The organism is Pseudoxanthomonas sp. LH2527 (assembly GCF_022539275.1).
Lineage (GTDB): Bacteria > Pseudomonadota > Gammaproteobacteria > Xanthomonadales > Xanthomonadaceae > Pseudoxanthomonas_A.
Window position 1 is genome coordinate 168,814 of sequence record NZ_JAKZBW010000002.1, and the last position, 16,444, is coordinate 185,257.

Genomic DNA, 16,444 nt, shown 5'->3' on the forward strand with positions numbered 1-16,444 from the left:
TGCATGGCCTGCGTTTGCCGTCGGCTACGTATTCGGACTAAGCTTCCTGAATTACACGCCGTGACCACCATGAGCCCAGGCATCCCCCTAGTAGCCCCCGCTCGCACCGCCGCCAGCCCGCTGACGCCGGACAACGCCACGCTTGAGCGCTTCCTGGCCCACAGCCATCGGCGCCGATATCCGGCACGCGCCGATGTGTTCCGGCCAGGCGACCCGGCGGGCACGCTCTATTACGTCGTCAGCGGCTCGGTCAGCATCATCACCGAGGAAGACGACGACCGCGAACTGGTCCTCGGCTACTTCGGTTCCGGCGAGTTCGTCGGCGAAATGGGCCTTTTCATCGAATCCGACCGCCGCGAGGTCATCCTGCGTACCCGCACCCAGTGCGAGCTCGCGGAAGTCAGCTACGAGCGCCTGCACCAGCTGTTCCTGGGCACGCTGTCCGCCGATGCCCCGAAGCTGCTGTACGCCATCGGCGCCCAGCTCTCCCGGCGCCTGCTGGACACCAGCCGCAAGGCCAGCCGGCTGGCCTTCCTGGATGTGACCGACCGCATCATCCGTACCCTGCACGACCTGGCCCGCGAGCCCGAGGCGATGAGCCACCCGCAGGGCACCCAGCTGCGCGTATCCCGCCAGGAGCTGGCGCGTCTGGTCGGCTGTTCGCGTGAAATGGCCGGTCGTGTGCTGAAGAAGCTGCAGGCCGACGGCGCCCTGCACGCACGCGGCAAGACCGTCGTCCTTTACGGCACCCGCTGACCGCATCCAACGAGGCAGGCCACCGATTGGTCGCCTGCCCACGGACCGCCGCGCCGGGTATGCCGGCCGCTTCGTACATCCATCCACCTGACGCGGAACCTCCTCCACGCACACCCTCTGAGCGTGAGGCGTGGCGGCAGGCCGCATTCGCATGTGCCCTACCCGTCCGGAATGCAACCCGTGGACGGGCTCGCGCGGCGACGACCCACGCTCACCCAGCCCACTGCTCCCTTCCGAGAACTCTCAGCGCGCGATATCGAGCGGCGCCTGCATCCGTTGCTCCACGGCCGGACCTGCGATGCGTTGCTGCGCGTCCAGTGCCTGCCGGTACGCATCGACGCGGGCATGCCATGCCTGACCGAGCGCAGATGCCTGCAGGTCCTGCTGGGCCGTCTTCAACGCGACCGGGCTGCCATCGCGTGCTGCGGCCAGCAGACGTTCAATCTCTGGGCTTGCTTGCCACGCTGCAGGGCCGGTTGACGTGATCGAATACACCGGCATCGCCTGCGGCGAGCCGGTCGCACGGTCGCGTGCTTCCTGCACCGCCGGCGCGCCCGGGGCCAGCGGTCCGCGAACGCGATCGATGCCATCGAGCACCAGGCCCAGCGGACCGCGCGCCGCCACCGTGACGCCGCGGCGCAGATCGCCCACGTCGTCCCGATAGTCGGCGATGATGCCGCGATGCTCATCGGCGAGCCGCCGTGCCCGCGGGTCGTCCAGCGCCGAGCGGTCGGCGCGGCCCTCGTCATCGACCGGCAAGAAGTTGTGCATGCTGTGCGAGTCGGCAGACACCACCGACGCGGTCAACGGCATGTCCCGCTGGAGCAAGTCCCGCAGCATGTTGTCGTGATAACCGGTGCGGTGGAGGGTTTCGATCTCCTGCGCGGTGGCGTAGACACGCACCTCCCCGTAATGGGGACTGGCGGAGCTGACGGCGTCGACCGCCATCACGTGGTTGGTCACGCGGTCGCCACCCTCCGGAATGCGCCGGTCCAGGCTGGCCGCGCCATAGGCGTTGAAAGTCTGGCCGCGCAGGTCGAAGTGGTGCGCAGACACTTGGGCCAGCGTGCCGCCGAGGGAGTGCCCGGTCACGGTCACTTCGGGCGCCGTGCGACCTGGCTCGCGCCCCTGCCGTTCCGCGAACTCGACCGCACGACGGGTCAGTTCCACCGCATCGCCGGCCTGACTGTTGGTGCGCGCGAACACCATGCCGCCATCGGCAACCACGCCGTCGCGGAACGCCTCCCGCCCGAACTCGGTGCCGCGATGGGCCGCGACCACCGCGCCACTGGCCTCATGCTGGTAGATGGTGCCCTGGTAACCGGTGCGCGGATTGTCCACATGGTCGATCACGCGGTAACGCTCGCCGCCGATCATCACGTCCTTGTTGAGCAGGTCCTGCACCTGCCCGCCACGGTCGTAGCTGTGGTCCGCAAGGTAGGCATACTGCTGCGGGGTGAGTCCCATGGTCAGGCCACCCCGGCGGTCAATACGATGCCGAAGAACTCGTCACGTTGGTCGGCCGGCACCTTCTGAAGGTCCGGCTGGCCGTAGTCGCGGTAACTGTCCGTGCCCGGCTCGTGCGGATAGCGCGCCTTCCAGTAATGGATCGCCTTGGGCGTGCCCTGCGGAAGCTCGTCGCCATTGAGCTTGGCCACGAAACGGGTATCGCCCTCCGCACCCGGCGCACGCAGCTGCACCTGGGCTTGAACCAGCTGCCAGCGGCATACGCCGCGTCCGTGGTAATCCGCGTCCACCATGCCGTCGACATGGAACACGCCGGCGTACTCGCTGTCGGAGACGCGCTCCAGACGCAGCGGGATATCGTGCGTCGGCACCGGCGACGTATGTCCTCCCGGGTTGTCCTTCGGCGGCGGCAGACACTTGGGATTCACCACGTCGTACTGAGCCGCACCCGACACCACCTCCAGTGGTCCTGGGGCACCTTCTATGCGGAGCGTCAGTCGGTACGCCTGGCGAGGAGCGGGATTCTCTTTGAAGGACGGGGTGTTGGTCTGACTGTTCATGGCACCACTGCAGGCTGTGTGGGAAACAAGAAGGAGAATGAAGGCCGTGGTCAGCGCCTTGCTTCGCCCATTCGGTACGTGATCCATCTTCGTTCTCCTTGACTCGCATCGACGGCTGGCGCCGTCGTCGGGATTCCGGCTGCTGGGACGCTCGACAAAGGGACCGCGCTCCGCGCACGCGTTGACGATCGATGATCGCGCTGGACGAGAGGAGCGCCGGGCATCGACGCTGCCCGGCGCCCCGCGCGACTCAGCGGGCTGGACCCGTCGGGTCGCGGCCCGTGACGGACGGTTCGATGGTCGGCGCTTCCTTCCGCCATGATTCGCCTGCAGGCGTCTTGAGATAATCGTCCAGTGCCTGGCGCATGCCTCGGTCGTCGCCACCATGCATCGCCGCGAACATGCGATCCACGAACGAGCGCTGTGCGTCCTCGTTGCGTGCCTGCGGTACGGCGCCGGTCGCGGCCGGATCGCGTGCGCTGTCGCGCGTGGCCGCGACCAGGGCCTCGCGGGAGCGATCGCCATACTCGCCATCCACCTTCAGCCCGCGATCGGCCTGGAAGGCGCGCAGCGCGTGCTCGGTCTGAGGCCCGAACATGCCCGACGCCGTTTCCAGCGGCTTGCCATCGGCGCCCCGATACCCCAGCTGGTTGAGTTGCTGCTGCAACTCGCGCACCGGAGCGCCCGATGCGCCGTCCCGCAACACCTCGGGCGTTGCCGCGCGGGCCGGCACCGCCGCATCCCGCTCGGCAACGCGCAGATGGGGCATCGGATCGACCTGGCGGCCATCGCGCCACATCTCGAAGTGCAGGTGCGTGTCGCCCTGTGCCGGCGTGTTGCCGGTCCGCCCCATGGTGCCGATCTGCTGCCCGGCCTCCACGCGCTGGCCGTTGCGCACGCTGAATTCATCCAGATGGAAGTACTTGGTGAGCGACCCGTCGTCGTGCCGCACGTGCACCGTATTGCCTGCCGCGCCATTGTTCGGGCGCACCACCACCGTCCCGCCGGCCACCGCCACCACCGGATCGCCGACATCGCCCTGGATGTCGATGCCGCCATGCCGCCGGCCACCGCTGCGCGCCGTACCGAATTCGCCCCGGCCTTCGCGCGGCTTGTCGGCCTCGTTGATGTCGCGATTGCCCGGCGTCGGCCACGCCAGTCCGCCTTCGCGCGGCTGCGCTTCCCCAGGCTGGGCGAGGTTGCGCTCCTGTTCGGGCAACGCGAGCTGCTGCGCGATGGCGTCGCGCGTGCGCGCGTCGGCGCTGCCGGTGGCTTCCAGCTGATTCGCTGTCTGGAAAGCGCGGACGGCGTCCTGCGTCCTGCCGCCGTAGATGCCCGAGCGCGTCTCCAGCTCCGCGCCCTGGCCATCGCGAAACCCGAGCTGGTTCAGCGACGTCTGCAGGGCGCGCACCTCTTCGCCCCGCTCGCCGCTCTGCAGCACGCCATCGGCCAGCGGTGAAGTGCGCTCGCGCACGGCCCCATCGGGCTGGCTGGCCTGGATGCCGCGATCGGGAATGCTGATGGCGGCGTACTTGGTGTTCCAGTATTCGGAGAACGTGGTCGCCAACGCTCGATCGTCGAGTCCACGCAGTTCGTCAGCCGAATGGCCGGTCAGACGCTCGACATCGCGCGCACTGATGTTGTTGAGGATGTTGCGTCGCGTGTCGTCGCGGGTGAACTCGCCGTTGGCCATCGCGCTCTGGATGGATGCATAGCCTGCGGCACCCTGCTGGTGAGCGAGATACAGATCCAGACCGCTGGGGGTTTCCTGCCCGGAGAGGAAATCATGTCCGCTACGCGACTGTCGGCGGGCGATGTCTGCGAGATTGTCGCCATAGAGTTCAGCGGCGGCACGCGTGCTGGCCGCCGGATCGAACTCGCGCCCGGCGATGCCGTACTGCTCGGCCGTCCTCGGCATGAACTGGAAAAGTCCCTTCGCACCGCTAGGGTTGCTGGCATCGGGATTGAAGCGTCCACCGGTCTCGATGTACGCAAACCGCAGGAAATCCTCGCGGGGAATGCCGCTGGCCTGCGCCTGGCGTTCGATGATGTCGAGGATCTGGTCACGCGTGTACTCACTGGCCATCGTTGGCTCCTTTGCTGATGTACGCGACCCGTGGGTCGCAGGACGTCAACCGGGCCCCTCCATGGGCCTGATGCAAGTCGGTCAACTGGAAAAGGTTTACTGGCGGTAGTGCTCGCTCGCTTCGTCGAAGGTGTAGGTCACCGCATCGGCGGCCGTCATCTCGCGGACCTTGCCCGGAGACGCGATGGTGGTCCCCTTGGACGACACTTTCAGTCTGGGTAGACCCTCGCCGGCAGGCTCGAACGTCAGGCTGCCGGTACTGGCGACGCACGGCATCACCTGACTGTCGTCGCACGCAGCGCTGTTCTCCCTGCTGACGGGGACGCTTCCCACGTATCCCCATTGCCGGAAACGCAGCTTGTCGACGTTGTCGGGATCGAACAGGAACAGCGCAAACGACTGCACCTCCTCGCCATTCATGAAATCTCGCGTGGGAACAGCCAGCACGTAGCGACCATCGGCCGTTGCGTACCCTTGCGCCTTGCGTGACGTATCGACCTCGTCCGCGCGCCCCAATCGTCCGAACTCACCAACGTAGCCATCGGTATCCGGCTTCGACCACTCCACTTTGCCGTCCTTCTCGACGCGCGTGAACGTCGCTTGAGAGATGGCGACATGCTCAGGATCATCCATCATCCCGTTCTCGCCCTCTGGACCTTCGCCCTCGCTTTTGCTGCCGAAGCCAGCGAAATAATGCTTCCCGTTCAGATCGAACGCATGGCCGTACCAGTAGCTGACGGTGGCACCGCCGTCGACCCTGTAGCTGACTGCACCATCGCCGTCGCGCTGATAGATGAAATACAGCACGCTGTCCGCCGAGGGCGGTTTCAGCTCCGACATGTCTTCTTCCTTCTTTTCTGGGGGAACTTCCTGATTAGCGGTATCCGCGACGCGTGCGGTCTGCGTATCGCAACCGCCGCCGAGCAGCGCTATCGCGACCAGGAAAAAGTGGAGGACGTGCTTCATAGATTGCGACCTCGTATGCGATGCCTCGGCATCGGCGGCTGAATTGACCATACTCAAACCTTCACCATGTACGTGCCTGGCAGGAGCGCGGCAGCTTTATCTAGGAGCGAGCTTGTATGCGACATCCTACTTCGGAAGACACAGCGGCAACCGATCACCTACTCCTCGTGCGCATTGGCCACCGTAACTCGACTCCTATTGGTGCATCCTAACAAGCAACCAACTGTAGGGCTCCACTAGAACACGACGCACGATTTTTTCGCATAACCGTGGAACCCATGATGCGACCTAAAACAAGCAAGCCTGCCGGCGATGTCACCCATCCGTATCACTCGTAGATCAAGATGGGAGCCGTACAGTTCGTATAGTTCACTTGGCACGCCGTTCCTGCATTCTTGCTTGAGCAAACCTCAAGAGCCACCTTGGAAGCCTCCTCGATAGTCGCTCCGGTCTGATAGGCAACTATCGGCGACTTGAGGACTTCAACCACTTCAGCCACCGCCGCGCAACTGTTCTTGTAGGTGAAGATGAACTTGCATTCCGAGCCCCCCATGGATTTGCACTTTGCAACCGCTTCGCGGGTGGCATGCCTTCGACTGAACTGACCCGTCGAGGTGCCCACGTTCCCCGTGATCGCGTCGGCTGCCAAAGCTCCCCATGTCGCCTTCCAGCGCGTGTAGACCTTTCCTGCCGGAAGATCCCACCCGCCGCCTCCGCCTCCACCGGGGCCGCAGCGCGGATCGCCCGGGCCTACGCCCTGCGGACACGCGGTCTGCGCGTAAGAGGCCATCGAGAACACGAACAGGACTACAAAGACAGTTGTGCGCATCATGAATGATCCATCCTTAGCTGTACCGTTTATGTGTTGGATAAGAAGGAGCATTGCCATGCGATTGCGTAGGCGTCGATGACTGCTCGCCACTGCTTACAACGGCATAGCAACGCCGTGCCTACCGCCGTCATACAAGCTTCATTACGACTCTCACTCAGTCAAAGTAAGAAACAGGATCAGTGCACTTCGAATAGACGACCCGGCAACTCCCGTCGTGATTACAAGTACTTAACGCCACCCTTTCCGCTTCATCCGCAGTAGCGGCGCTCGCGTATGCAGGTCTCGCTCTTTCGCTACCCGGCCACGCCACCGCCGCACATTGATTTTTGTACGTGATCTTGATCACACAGTCCTTCCCGCCCCAACTCTGACATCGACGCAAAGCTTCCCGCTCCGCCTTTCTCTTCGAGAACTCGCCTGTTACTGCACCCAGCTCCCCAGTACTTGAGAGCGCTACTGCTCCCCACGTAAGTTTCCAGCGCATCCAATGCGTCTGTTGAGATGGTGCGACTGCATTTGCTCCTGCAGCTGTCCCGCAACGTGGATCACCGGGGCCTACGCCCTGCGGACACGCAGTCTGCGCGTAAGTGGCCATCGAGAACATTAGCAAGACGACAAAGACCGTCGCGGGCATCATGAATGATCCATGCTTAGCTGTACCGTCTATGCGTTGGATAAGAGAAGGAGCACTGCCAAGCGTTTGCGTAGGCGCCGGTGACTGCTCGCCAATGCTTACACCCGCATAGCTCGGCTGACACGGTGCGCCGGGCTTTTGCGACGACTGAAAAGCACTGTAAGGCGTCAACTTGCAAGCGCTCCCTCGTACAACATCGCGGCCATAGAAGGAGCTTTCACGATGAGTGTGGTCAGGATGAGTTCCAACCAGCCCAGCCGCACCGCTGTGTCGGCGACATTTTCGCTGCCGAGTAGGGACGACCGGCTACAACTCCCATTATCGATACTCCAACACGGGAGCTGTGCAGTTGGAGTAAACGATCTTGCACTTGTGACCATTGTTATCACGAGCACAAGCTTCAAGCACAGGCCTGCTTGCCTCCTCTACGCTGGGACCGCTCCCTTGAACTGAGGCGATCAGTTGGAGGTCCTCGACAGTCTCGGCAACCACGGCACATTGATTCTCATACGTCAGCGTGACTTTGCAATTTCTCCCACCCAAAGAGGCACATCTTGCCATCGCCGCCTTGCTAGCGGCTCGGCGACTGAGCTGACCCGTTGAAGTCCCAATCACAGACTGCGCCGCATCTGATGCAAATGCACCCCATGTCAGCTTCCAGCGCTGTGTCGGCGCCGACGGTGGAGGTGCGACCCACCCTCCACCACTTGGACCGCAAGCAGGGCTGCCTGGCGCCACACCCTGGGGGCAGGCTGTTTGCGCATTTGCTGCCGCCGCCCCGCCAAGCAGAAGAAAGAACAGTACTTCTTTTGACTTCATGGCAAACCTCACAGAGTCAGCCGATGGTATTTCTATGGCTATAAACGTTCGTTGGAGTCTGCTGGACAGAGCTATTCAGTGCCGGTGCCGGTGCCGGTGCCGGTGCCGGTGCCGACGCGTATGTTGAGTATCCCGGCTGACCCGGTGCACCGGGCTGTTGCGACGGCTGGAAAGCACTGTAAGGCGTGAACTGGCCGAGCGTTCCCTGGAACAGCATGGCAGCCATTGGCGGCGCACTGACGATGAGGGCGGTCAGGATGAGGCCCAAGCCTCCCTGCTGCATCGCCATGCTGGTAACGTCCTCGCCCCCGAATCCGAGCGTGCTCGTCACCCAGAATGCCATGCCTACCGCAATCACCATATCGAGCGCCAATGTGACCATGACAGTCAGCAACGCCATGGAGAACAGCGTGCCGATCCCGTACATCAACCATTTCTGAAAAAGGGGCTTTGTCTGCTCGAAAAGAAGACACAGGATGAAGACTGGCCCCATGGCTACCACCAGGCCTATGGCGACCTTGTTTAGCATCATCGCGACCGCAGCCATGATCGCAGGCGCGCCCAATCCGACACCTGTGAACATCAAGGCGCGATCCTTTCTTTTCTCGGTAACTACGTCGTAGTTACTGTCGACGGTATCGATGGCCGCCAGCGCAACCTGCATGATTGCGAGGGTCCTGTCGATGTCTTCGTAGGCCCCTCCGCCATCCGCATCCCCCGTCATCGTCTCGTTGACCGTTCGGGTGAGCCCATCCGTCAGGGTCTGATAGATCGGCCCCCATGAAACCGCCACGCCCAGTGCTATCCCAACGATGAACGTCGCACGCAACGAACTGACAACGAGCGCCATCATCGACTCACGGGATTGACCCGTAACGATTCGATAGCCTTGGATCATGATCCACAACGTGAGCAGTATCGTGCCAAGCCCGCCCAGCACGCGCATGACGCGTCTGCCCAAGTTTGGCAGGTACTCATTAATGAGTTCATCATCGATGAAGTCATTGATCTCATGAAAGAAGATCATGTTCGGGAGCGATGCATGGAGTGGAACTCCACTCAAGACCGCATCCATCATCGGCATCAAACTGCAATCCATCGTCGGTTATCCGGGCAGAGAGAGATCTGAGGGACCCTTAAACAGCATCACTCAGCGGTCGCGAGTCCGTGCCACTTCGAGCGCCGTCTTCAATGCGCCATATTGGACGACGCTATCGATCAGTCCAGCTCGTTTCCCCTTGAAGGCCGATTGTCCCAGCCAGACTTGCTCTGCGTTGAGCGATTTCAGGCTTGAATCGTAGGCGCCAAGAAGTGTCGAGGCATTCTGCATGTCAAGCTCCATGTAGGACTCGAGCTGCGCTATGTTCGCCTTCACCCTTTCCAAGGCGCCAGGCTGGTCAGCAGGCACTGCTGCCGCCTGACGTTTCAGTTCCTCCATCTGCTTGTCTCGCACATCAAGATTACTGAGCACCCTGACCATTACGTTGTAACGCCGGTTCTCGGTCTGGATGATCGATACACAGTTGATGAATTGCCGCGCGGCAACCTCCTTGATCTCCGATGGACCCGCACGAAGCTTCGCTCCGTCCCCACAGCGTTCGGCGACGTAGTCATTCAGGCCTCGCTCCACGAGTTGCTCCCTGTAACCTAGTGAGCCATTGAATGACGGACCGTTAACATACTTCTGCTCGAGTTCGCGAATCTGCGTACGGTACTGATCCATCTGACGCTGCAATTCCTGATGCATCTGCCGGTACTGCTCAACCCATGCGAATTTGTTGATGCCGATATGCGCGCCGTCGACTACGGGAACTCCTGAAGCATGCGTTCCGCTCCATGGCATGAGCAGAATCAGCGCCATCGCTGAAACTAGGCGACGCTTCGACGCGGTGGGACGCTTGGTTGAGCGGACATCGGACATAACCATCTCTCCTTTCATCGAGGGAGGTCACCGTGACCTCGCCTGTCGGCACATTTCGAAATTTGCCTTCTACGTGTAAACGCGCTTGCCTTTCCCGCTTTCTTCGTGGGGCGATCGAGATGGCCGCGCGCGACCCGAGCCCTTCCGCTCCTCTTGGAAGCGCGGTAGCCACTGCTCGGGCAGGAGGTCGGCCTTGTCGATACCGAGGCGCTCGGCCTCTTCGTCGACGATTCGATGCATGATCTCGATGTTGTCGGTGCTGGCCGAGATGACCGCCAGCGCGTCGTCCATGCCGCGCAGGTTGAGCTGGCACACGGTCGATGCGTGGCCCTGCTTGACCAGGAAGCAGCGCGAGCGCTCGTCCAGGCTCTTGATTACCTGGAACTCCGCGTCGGTCAGCTTCAGGCCCTCGATGTAGTCCTCGCGTGCGGCGTTAGGATTGGGTAACAGGATCAACGTGGCGGTCTGCTCGATCAACGCCGCCGAGATGTCGCTGGCCAGCGCGTCCTCCGGGCTCTGGGTGGCGAAGATGCCCAGGCCGTTCTGCTTGCGGATGGTCTTCTGCTTGTTCTTGGCGAAATCCTTGAGCGCGCCACCGCCGTCGAGGATCTTCCAGAACTCGTCCATCACGTAGATCAGCGGCCGGCCGTCGATCAGTTCCTCCAGCCGGTGCAACAGGTAATTGATCACCGGTACGCGGATCTCGGCGTTCTCGATGACGTCGGTGTAGTCGAAGCCGATGATGCTGGCCCGGCCCAGATCGATGGTGTCCACCGGGTTGTCGAAGACCCAGCCCAGCGCGTTGCCGGCGGTCCACTTGCGCAGGCGCGCATACAGGCCGTCGTCGCCCATGTTGGGCAGGCTCTTCTGGAAATTGGTCATCGACCGCAGGTGCATCGGCATGTCGAGCATGGATCCCACCGCACGGAAGATGTCCTCGTCCTCGCGCGCGGTGTAATGGGTCTTCGCCGCCAGCACCTTGATCAGCCCGGCGAGGAACTGCACGTTGCCGTCCGTGCGCTCGCACTGGAACGGGTTGAAGCCGGTGGGCTGCCCGTTCTCCAGCGCCAGGTAGTTGCCGCCGCAGGCGCGCACGAAGATCTCCGCGCCGCGGTCCTTGTCGAAGAAGAAGATGGTCGGTACCGGATCGAACTTCTGTACCTGGCTGAGCAGGAAGTTGATCAGCGCCGTCTTGCCGGTGCCGGACTTGCCGATCACCATGGTGTTGGCGATGGCCTTCTCGCCCAGCGAGTTCTCGGCCGGGTGCGTGGCGTGGAAGTTGAAGTAGTAGGGCTGGCCATTGGTGGTCTGCAGCACCGTGACGCTGTCGCCCCAGGGATTGTTGTCGCGCTTGCCGGTGGCGAAGTTGTGCAGCGGCGACAGGCCCAGGAAGTTCAGCGAGCTGACATTGGCCAGCCGTGTCCGGTAGCGCCAGTTCGCCGGCAGCTGGGAATAGAACGACGAGCAGACGGCCAGGTCTTCCTTGGCGGACACGAAGCCGGCGTTGGACAGCTCCGCCCTGGCCACCGCCACGTTCTGCGAAAGGCGCTGCTGATCTTCCGCGTACAGGGTCATGATGAAGTGGTACTCGCCCAGCACGAAGTTGCCCGAAGCGACTTGGTCCATGGCGCCGTCGAGCTCGACGATCTGGCTGACCGCCTTGTCGCCGGACGAAATCATCATGCCCTTGGTGCGGTCCAGCACCTTGAGCGCGTCCTGGCGGCCCATCGGACTGAACGAATGGGTGATGACGTACTCGAAGTCGAGGTACTTCAGTCCGTTGAGGATGCCGGGCCAGGTGCCGTCGGTGTATTCCTTGATGTTGAGGATGGCGCCGAAGTGGTTCTTTCCGTCCGGCGTGCTGACCACGAAGTCGCCGGTCTTGGACGAGAACATGTGCCGGCTCACCGCGAGGTAGTCGTAGAGCGGCGCGCGCAGCACCGGCACCGGCTCGGAGATCCGGTTGAGCACGAAGCCGAAGAACTCCAGCGTTTCGGAAAACACCCCGCCGGCGTCCGACTCGTACATCCCCAGCCGGACCGGCGCGTAGTCCTTCAGCACCGCTTCCACGTTGCCGGCCAGTTCCATCAGCTTGTCCACCGCCTGTTCCTGCTCGGCCTGCAGGCGGGGCACGTTGGCGGACTTCTCGACGAACTTCTTCCCCATCACGATGGGCCGGTAGATCATGGTCAGGTACAGCTCGTTCTGCATGATCTTCTGCGCGGTCAGCGCATCGAAGTACTCGTCCGACAGCGTCTGGTTGAAGGACTGGGCGAACCGCGCGCCGGAGCGGATCCGCCCGCGACGGCGCAGGTCGTGCACCCAGAACGCCACGTTGACGAAATCCGGCGCGCGCAGCGTCTGCAGCATGCGGTTGAAGCTGTTGTGGCGATGCTCAAGTTCCCATTCCTCGCGCCCGACGAAGGGCAGCCCGTCCAGCCGCCACGTCAGCAGGAAGTCGCCACCCGTCGTCTTGATCACGTGCGGCGACACGTGGGCGGACAGGGGAATGAACTCGGCGATGGACAGGTCGGGCGCGAGCATGGGGTCAGTCCGGAATCGAGTCGTCGAAGCGCTTGCGGTACGTATTGGGCGTGAAAACCCACATGCCTTCGTGATGGCGAAGGTTCCGGACGCGGGTCCGGAACTGCCACCGCAGCCCGAGCAGCCGGAAGATCATCTCGTCACGGCGCGCCATCTGCCGCATGATGAAGATGACCACCGGCAGCAGGGCCAGGAAGAACATGTTGAAGTAGAACGTGAGCAGCAGGCAGCCACCCGCCGCGATCGTGAAGGGCACGTACGGCACCCCCATGAACATCGGCGGGCGCGTGCACCCCCTGAATAGCACGTTCTTATGCATAGTTGACCAGCATCTGGACGACCATGCCGGTCGCGGACGTCGGGTTGTCGGGAATCAGCATCTTCGCGATCTGGGCCGCCGCACCGATCAGGAAGCCACCGATAAGCACCGGCGCCACGTCACCGACGCGCTTGTGGTTGAAGGCGATCTGGTAGCCGGCGAAGATGACGGCGATCGTGACGATCGCGATCGAGGCCACGTTCAGAAGACTGTTGATGTTGGTGAAGAACTTGGTAACGCTGGTCGTGGCACCCGACCCGTCCTGGGCGAACGCCAGTTCCGGAAACGCCAGTGCGGCGACGGCGATGGCCGCGATGGCCAGGGCGGTGAAGACCTGCTTTGCGTGGATGACGTGCGTGTTGTTCATGGTAGACCCCAAGTGGTGATTGCAACGGTGGTTGGCACTTTCGCGTGCCGTTGAGCCATCCCTGGCGGGTGCTGCTAGAAGACGAAAGCGTCATCCCTCCCGGATGTCTGCACGACCTGCGGCGCTTGCGGCGCCGAGGTGGTGTTCTGGTGATAAGCCTGCACCGTGACCGGCGCCTCGGCGGATGCCTGGGCGATGGCGGGCGTGACCACGGGCGCAGCGGGTGCCGGCATCGCGCGCACCGCTGCTGGCGCCGGCTGAACCTCGGCCGCCGCGAGACTGGCCGTGCGCTGCGCGCTGGCCCGTGCGGCCTTCGCCTCTTCGATACGGCGCGCCACGAGGGACGACGCTGCGCCGGTGGCCGCAGCGCGCACGGCCGAAGGACGCCGCTTGGCCGTGCCATACCGGTCGATCACCGGAATGGCCGCCGCCGTGTCGCTGCTGGCCTGCCGCTGCCAGGACGCGAACACCTTCTGGACGTAGCCATGCCGGTAACCGGTGGTGAAATTGCCGGAGTAATAGCAACTGAAGGCCTTGCCCCAGTCGCTGCCGGAACGCGAGTAGCACTCCGCCAGGATGCGCGAGCCCGCCTGCAGGTTAGGGCAGACAGCGAATGCCTTCTCGTAGCTGTCCAACCCCTGCCGTGCCAGGTTGTGGCGATTCACCTGCGCCAGCCCCAGCGAGAAGTTGTAGCCGCGCTCCTCCAGCATGCGCGCGGTAGACAGTGCTTCGGGCAGATTGCGCGGCTGCCGGGCAAGCCGCCCGCCCACCACACCGATCGCGTAGGGATTGAACGAGGACTCGACCTTCACGACGTGCTCCATCACCGTCGGCGGAACCGCCAGTCCGGTGCAGCCCATCAGTTCCATGCCGGGCAGCATCAGCAGATCCTCCCCGAACGAGGAGATGTGCGATGGCCCTGCGATGAGTACGTGAGGTTCATGTGTTTCTCTCCCTGTCAGGACGCGAGCGCGCGCGCGGGATCGAAATCTATGCCGGTGATGTAACGACGCCCCGCATGCGCCTTGATATGCACGACGATGTCGATGGTCATCTTCAGCAGCCGCTTGATGACTTCGAATTCCAGCCCCGCGCCTTCGGCTGAGGCCTTCACCATCAGCGCCAGCTGGTCCCAGGTCTGTGCCGTGCTGCCGGCATGGCAACTGGTGATGGAGCCGGGATGGCCGGAGGCGCAGTTGCGGATGAAATAGAACGACTCGTCGCCGCGCAGCTCGGCCAGGATGATGCGGTCCGGCTTCATGCGCAGGCAGGCTTCCATGCAGTTCTTCGCGGTGATGTTGCTGGCGCTCTGGCCGCCCTTGGAATACAGCAGGTGCACGACATTGGGCTGGCGGATGAACAGCTCGCGGGCATCCTCGATCGTCACCAGGCGCTCCTGGTCGGGGATGTGGTTGACCAGTGACTTCATGAAGGTGGTCTTGCCGCTGCCCGTTGCACCAGCCACCACGATGTTCTTGTGATAGTGCACCGCCTTGCGGAAGAACTCGGCGTAGTTGCGGCTGCGGCGCAGTTCCAGCAGCTCCTGGTCGTGGTCGCCGAGCACCTGCTGCTGCTCGAGGATCTCGTCGAAGAATCCATCCTGCTCGTACTGTTCCAGCGACTTGCTGAATTTCGCCGGCAGCCGGATGGTGATGGACACCTTGCCGGCATCGCAGGCCGGCGGGATCACGAACTGGGCGCGCTGGCCGGTGGGAAAGGTCAGCGAGACCATCGGGTCGATGTCGGTGATGCGCTGCCCGGTATTGCTCTCGTTGACCACCGAGGTGCAGAACTGCCGGGCGCGCTCGAAGGTGAGCGACGGCACGTCGGCCTTCAACCAGCCTTCGCGCGCCGTTTCGAGATAGAGCTCGCCCGGGCGGTTGATGCAGATCTCGGTGACCTCCGAGGAGTGCATGTGCTCGCCGATCCCGAGCACCTGGTACTGGTAGTCCAGGAACTCGTTGGAGACGCGGGCAAGGGGCTCGTTCTGCGTGTCCATGCCTGCCCGCCTGTCAGCGCATCACCGCGGAAAAGTCGACATCGCGTGCGACATAGACGTTGACGATGGTGCCCTGGTTGATCGTCACCGTCGGCGGCCGCGCCATGTTGCGATCCAGCGCCATGTTGGCCAGACGCTCCATGGTGCGTGCGGTATTGCTCTCGTAGGGATTCTGGTAGATGGCGCCATTGACGATGGCCGTCTCCTGCGGACCGTTCTTCGCACCTGCGTACTTGAACGCGTCGCTCAGCATGCTGATCAGCAGCGCCGAGGAGATGCGCTGGGCCCAGTGCGCGGAGTAGTGCCCCGGATTGCCGGCCGCTCCGAGCATGTCGGTGCCGGGGCTGCGCATGTTGACGTCCATGCCCGTGGGCGTGGTGATGCGGTCCCACACGATGGCGGCGCGCTCGCCGACGATGGCGTCGGAGGTGTAGCTGCCCATGACCTTCGAGCCCCGTGGCAGCAACAGCCGCTTGCCGTTGACCGAATAGACCGGCTCGGTCACCACGCAGGAGGTGTACCCCGGCACGTCGGTGATCACGCGCGATTCCAGCACGCAGCGGATGTAGGTGCCGCGCAGCAGCAGCGTGTTGGGGTTGTAGAGCGGCTTGGCGCTGGTCAGGCCCTCGTCTTTAGGAGGAGACGCTGCCTCAGGGGTCGTACCGGCCTGCATCATCAGGCGGGAGTACTCGTCTGGCGACATTACTCCAGGCATGGTCGAAGATTGCCCTGATCCTCCTGCCCCCATCCCTGACACATCCATGATCCGCCGCTCGCGCAACGTGGGCAGGTTCGATGTCGCGCCCCCCATTTCCGGAATCGCCAAACTGGTAGGAGGTGGCGGTGTATCGTCGATGACAGGCAAGGGAGGAAGACTTGGCTCCGCAACGACGGCTGGCTGCTCTGGCGGCAAGTCCGGCAAGTCCTTGGGCGCAGCTGGAATCACGACCTGTTCGCCGGGTGGCTTCCTGGCCGCCCCATCCTCAGGGTCTGATACCACGCTGTTGAATATCCAGAATGCAGTCAGCAACAAAAGCAGTACGATGCCGCCAAGGAAGATCAGCGCCTTGCGATTCAACCGCTGCACATCAGCAGACCGCAGGTAAGGCGCATTCGCGTCTAGATCCGGATCCGCCTGCGGACGCGATGTCTGATAAGGACTCCGCGGAGCCGC

General features: G+C 63.2%; 14 protein-coding genes. 1 reads left to right on the forward strand and 13 read right to left on the reverse strand.

Features of this window, described 5'->3' with window-relative positions; all coding sequences use genetic code 11:
• The first annotated feature begins 69 nt into the window (after nt 1–69).
• On the forward strand, nt 70–756 hold the full coding sequence (crp, locus tag MMG85_RS02255) for a cAMP-activated global transcriptional regulator CRP (protein WP_055936925.1): 687 nt from the start codon (nt 70–72) through the stop codon (nt 754–756).
• A 243-nt stretch (nt 757–999) separates the two neighbouring features.
• Here the strand turns inward: crp and MMG85_RS02260 are convergent, their stop codons facing one another.
• The 13 genes from MMG85_RS02260 to MMG85_RS18520 all read right to left on the reverse strand — a co-directional run bounded on the left by MMG85_RS02260 (nt 1,000) and on the right by MMG85_RS18520 (nt 15,973).
• Nucleotides 1,000–2,223 carry a lipase gene (locus MMG85_RS02260; protein WP_241044493.1) on the reverse strand — a complete coding sequence of 408 codons (1,224 nt, stop codon included), beginning with the start codon at nt 2,221–2,223 and terminating at the stop codon, nt 1,000–1,002.
• A gap of 2 nt (nt 2,224–2,225) precedes the next feature.
• Nucleotides 2,226–2,870 (reverse strand): hypothetical protein, encoded by a 645-nt coding sequence (locus tag MMG85_RS02265; RefSeq protein ID WP_241044494.1) that lies wholly within the window; start codon nt 2,868–2,870, stop codon nt 2,226–2,228.
• A gap of 163 nt (nt 2,871–3,033) precedes the next feature.
• Nucleotides 3,034–4,869 carry a peptidoglycan-binding protein gene (locus MMG85_RS02270; protein WP_241044495.1) on the reverse strand — a complete coding sequence of 612 codons (1,836 nt, stop codon included), beginning with the start codon at nt 4,867–4,869 and terminating at the stop codon, nt 3,034–3,036.
• 96 nt (nt 4,870–4,965) lie between these two features.
• The gene (locus MMG85_RS02275; RefSeq protein WP_241044496.1) at nt 4,966–5,835 is read right to left on the reverse strand and encodes a hypothetical protein; all 870 of its coding nucleotides are present in this window, start codon (nt 5,833–5,835) and stop codon (nt 4,966–4,968) included.
• A 328-nt stretch (nt 5,836–6,163) separates the two neighbouring features.
• Nucleotides 6,164–6,667 (reverse strand): DUF4189 domain-containing protein, encoded by a 504-nt coding sequence (locus MMG85_RS02280; RefSeq protein WP_241044497.1) that lies wholly within the window; start codon nt 6,665–6,667, stop codon nt 6,164–6,166.
• Between the two features lie 1,469 nt (nt 6,668–8,136).
• Complete coding sequence (locus tag MMG85_RS02285) at nt 8,137–9,204, reverse strand: type IV secretion system protein (RefSeq protein ID WP_241044498.1); 1,068 nt, start codon at nt 9,202–9,204, stop codon at nt 8,137–8,139.
• 66 nt (nt 9,205–9,270) lie between these two features.
• Nucleotides 9,271–10,041 (reverse strand): type IV secretion system protein, encoded by a 771-nt coding sequence (locus MMG85_RS02290; protein ID WP_241044500.1) that lies wholly within the window; start codon nt 10,039–10,041, stop codon nt 9,271–9,273.
• Between the two features lie 69 nt (nt 10,042–10,110).
• On the reverse strand, nt 10,111–12,585 hold the full coding sequence (locus MMG85_RS02295) for a VirB4 family type IV secretion/conjugal transfer ATPase (protein WP_241044502.1): 2,475 nt from the start codon (nt 12,583–12,585) through the stop codon (nt 10,111–10,113).
• Nucleotides 12,586–12,589: 4 nt separating this feature from the next.
• Nucleotides 12,590–12,904 carry a VirB3 family type IV secretion system protein gene (locus MMG85_RS02300; RefSeq protein ID WP_055936952.1) on the reverse strand — a complete coding sequence of 105 codons (315 nt, stop codon included), beginning with the start codon at nt 12,902–12,904 and terminating at the stop codon, nt 12,590–12,592.
• Nucleotides 12,897–13,271 (reverse strand): TrbC/VirB2 family protein, encoded by a 375-nt coding sequence (locus MMG85_RS02305; protein WP_241044503.1) that lies wholly within the window; start codon nt 13,269–13,271, stop codon nt 12,897–12,899. Before MMG85_RS02305 ends, MMG85_RS02300 begins: the two co-directional genes overlap by 8 nt.
• Nucleotides 13,272–13,345: 74 nt before the next feature.
• Nucleotides 13,346–14,152, reverse strand: a complete 807-nt coding sequence (locus MMG85_RS02310; RefSeq protein WP_241044504.1) for a lytic transglycosylase domain-containing protein — start codon at nt 14,150–14,152, stop codon at nt 13,346–13,348.
• A 77-nt stretch (nt 14,153–14,229) separates the two neighbouring features.
• Nucleotides 14,230–15,270, reverse strand: coding sequence for a P-type DNA transfer ATPase VirB11 (virB11, locus tag MMG85_RS02315; protein ID WP_055936958.1), 1,041 nt, complete (start codon nt 15,268–15,270; stop codon nt 14,230–14,232).
• Nucleotides 15,271–15,283: 13 nt separating this feature from the next.
• Nucleotides 15,284–15,973 (reverse strand): TrbI/VirB10 family protein, encoded by a 690-nt coding sequence (locus MMG85_RS18520; protein ID WP_345778830.1) that lies wholly within the window; start codon nt 15,971–15,973, stop codon nt 15,284–15,286.
• Between the last annotated feature and the right edge of the window lie 471 nt (nt 15,974–16,444).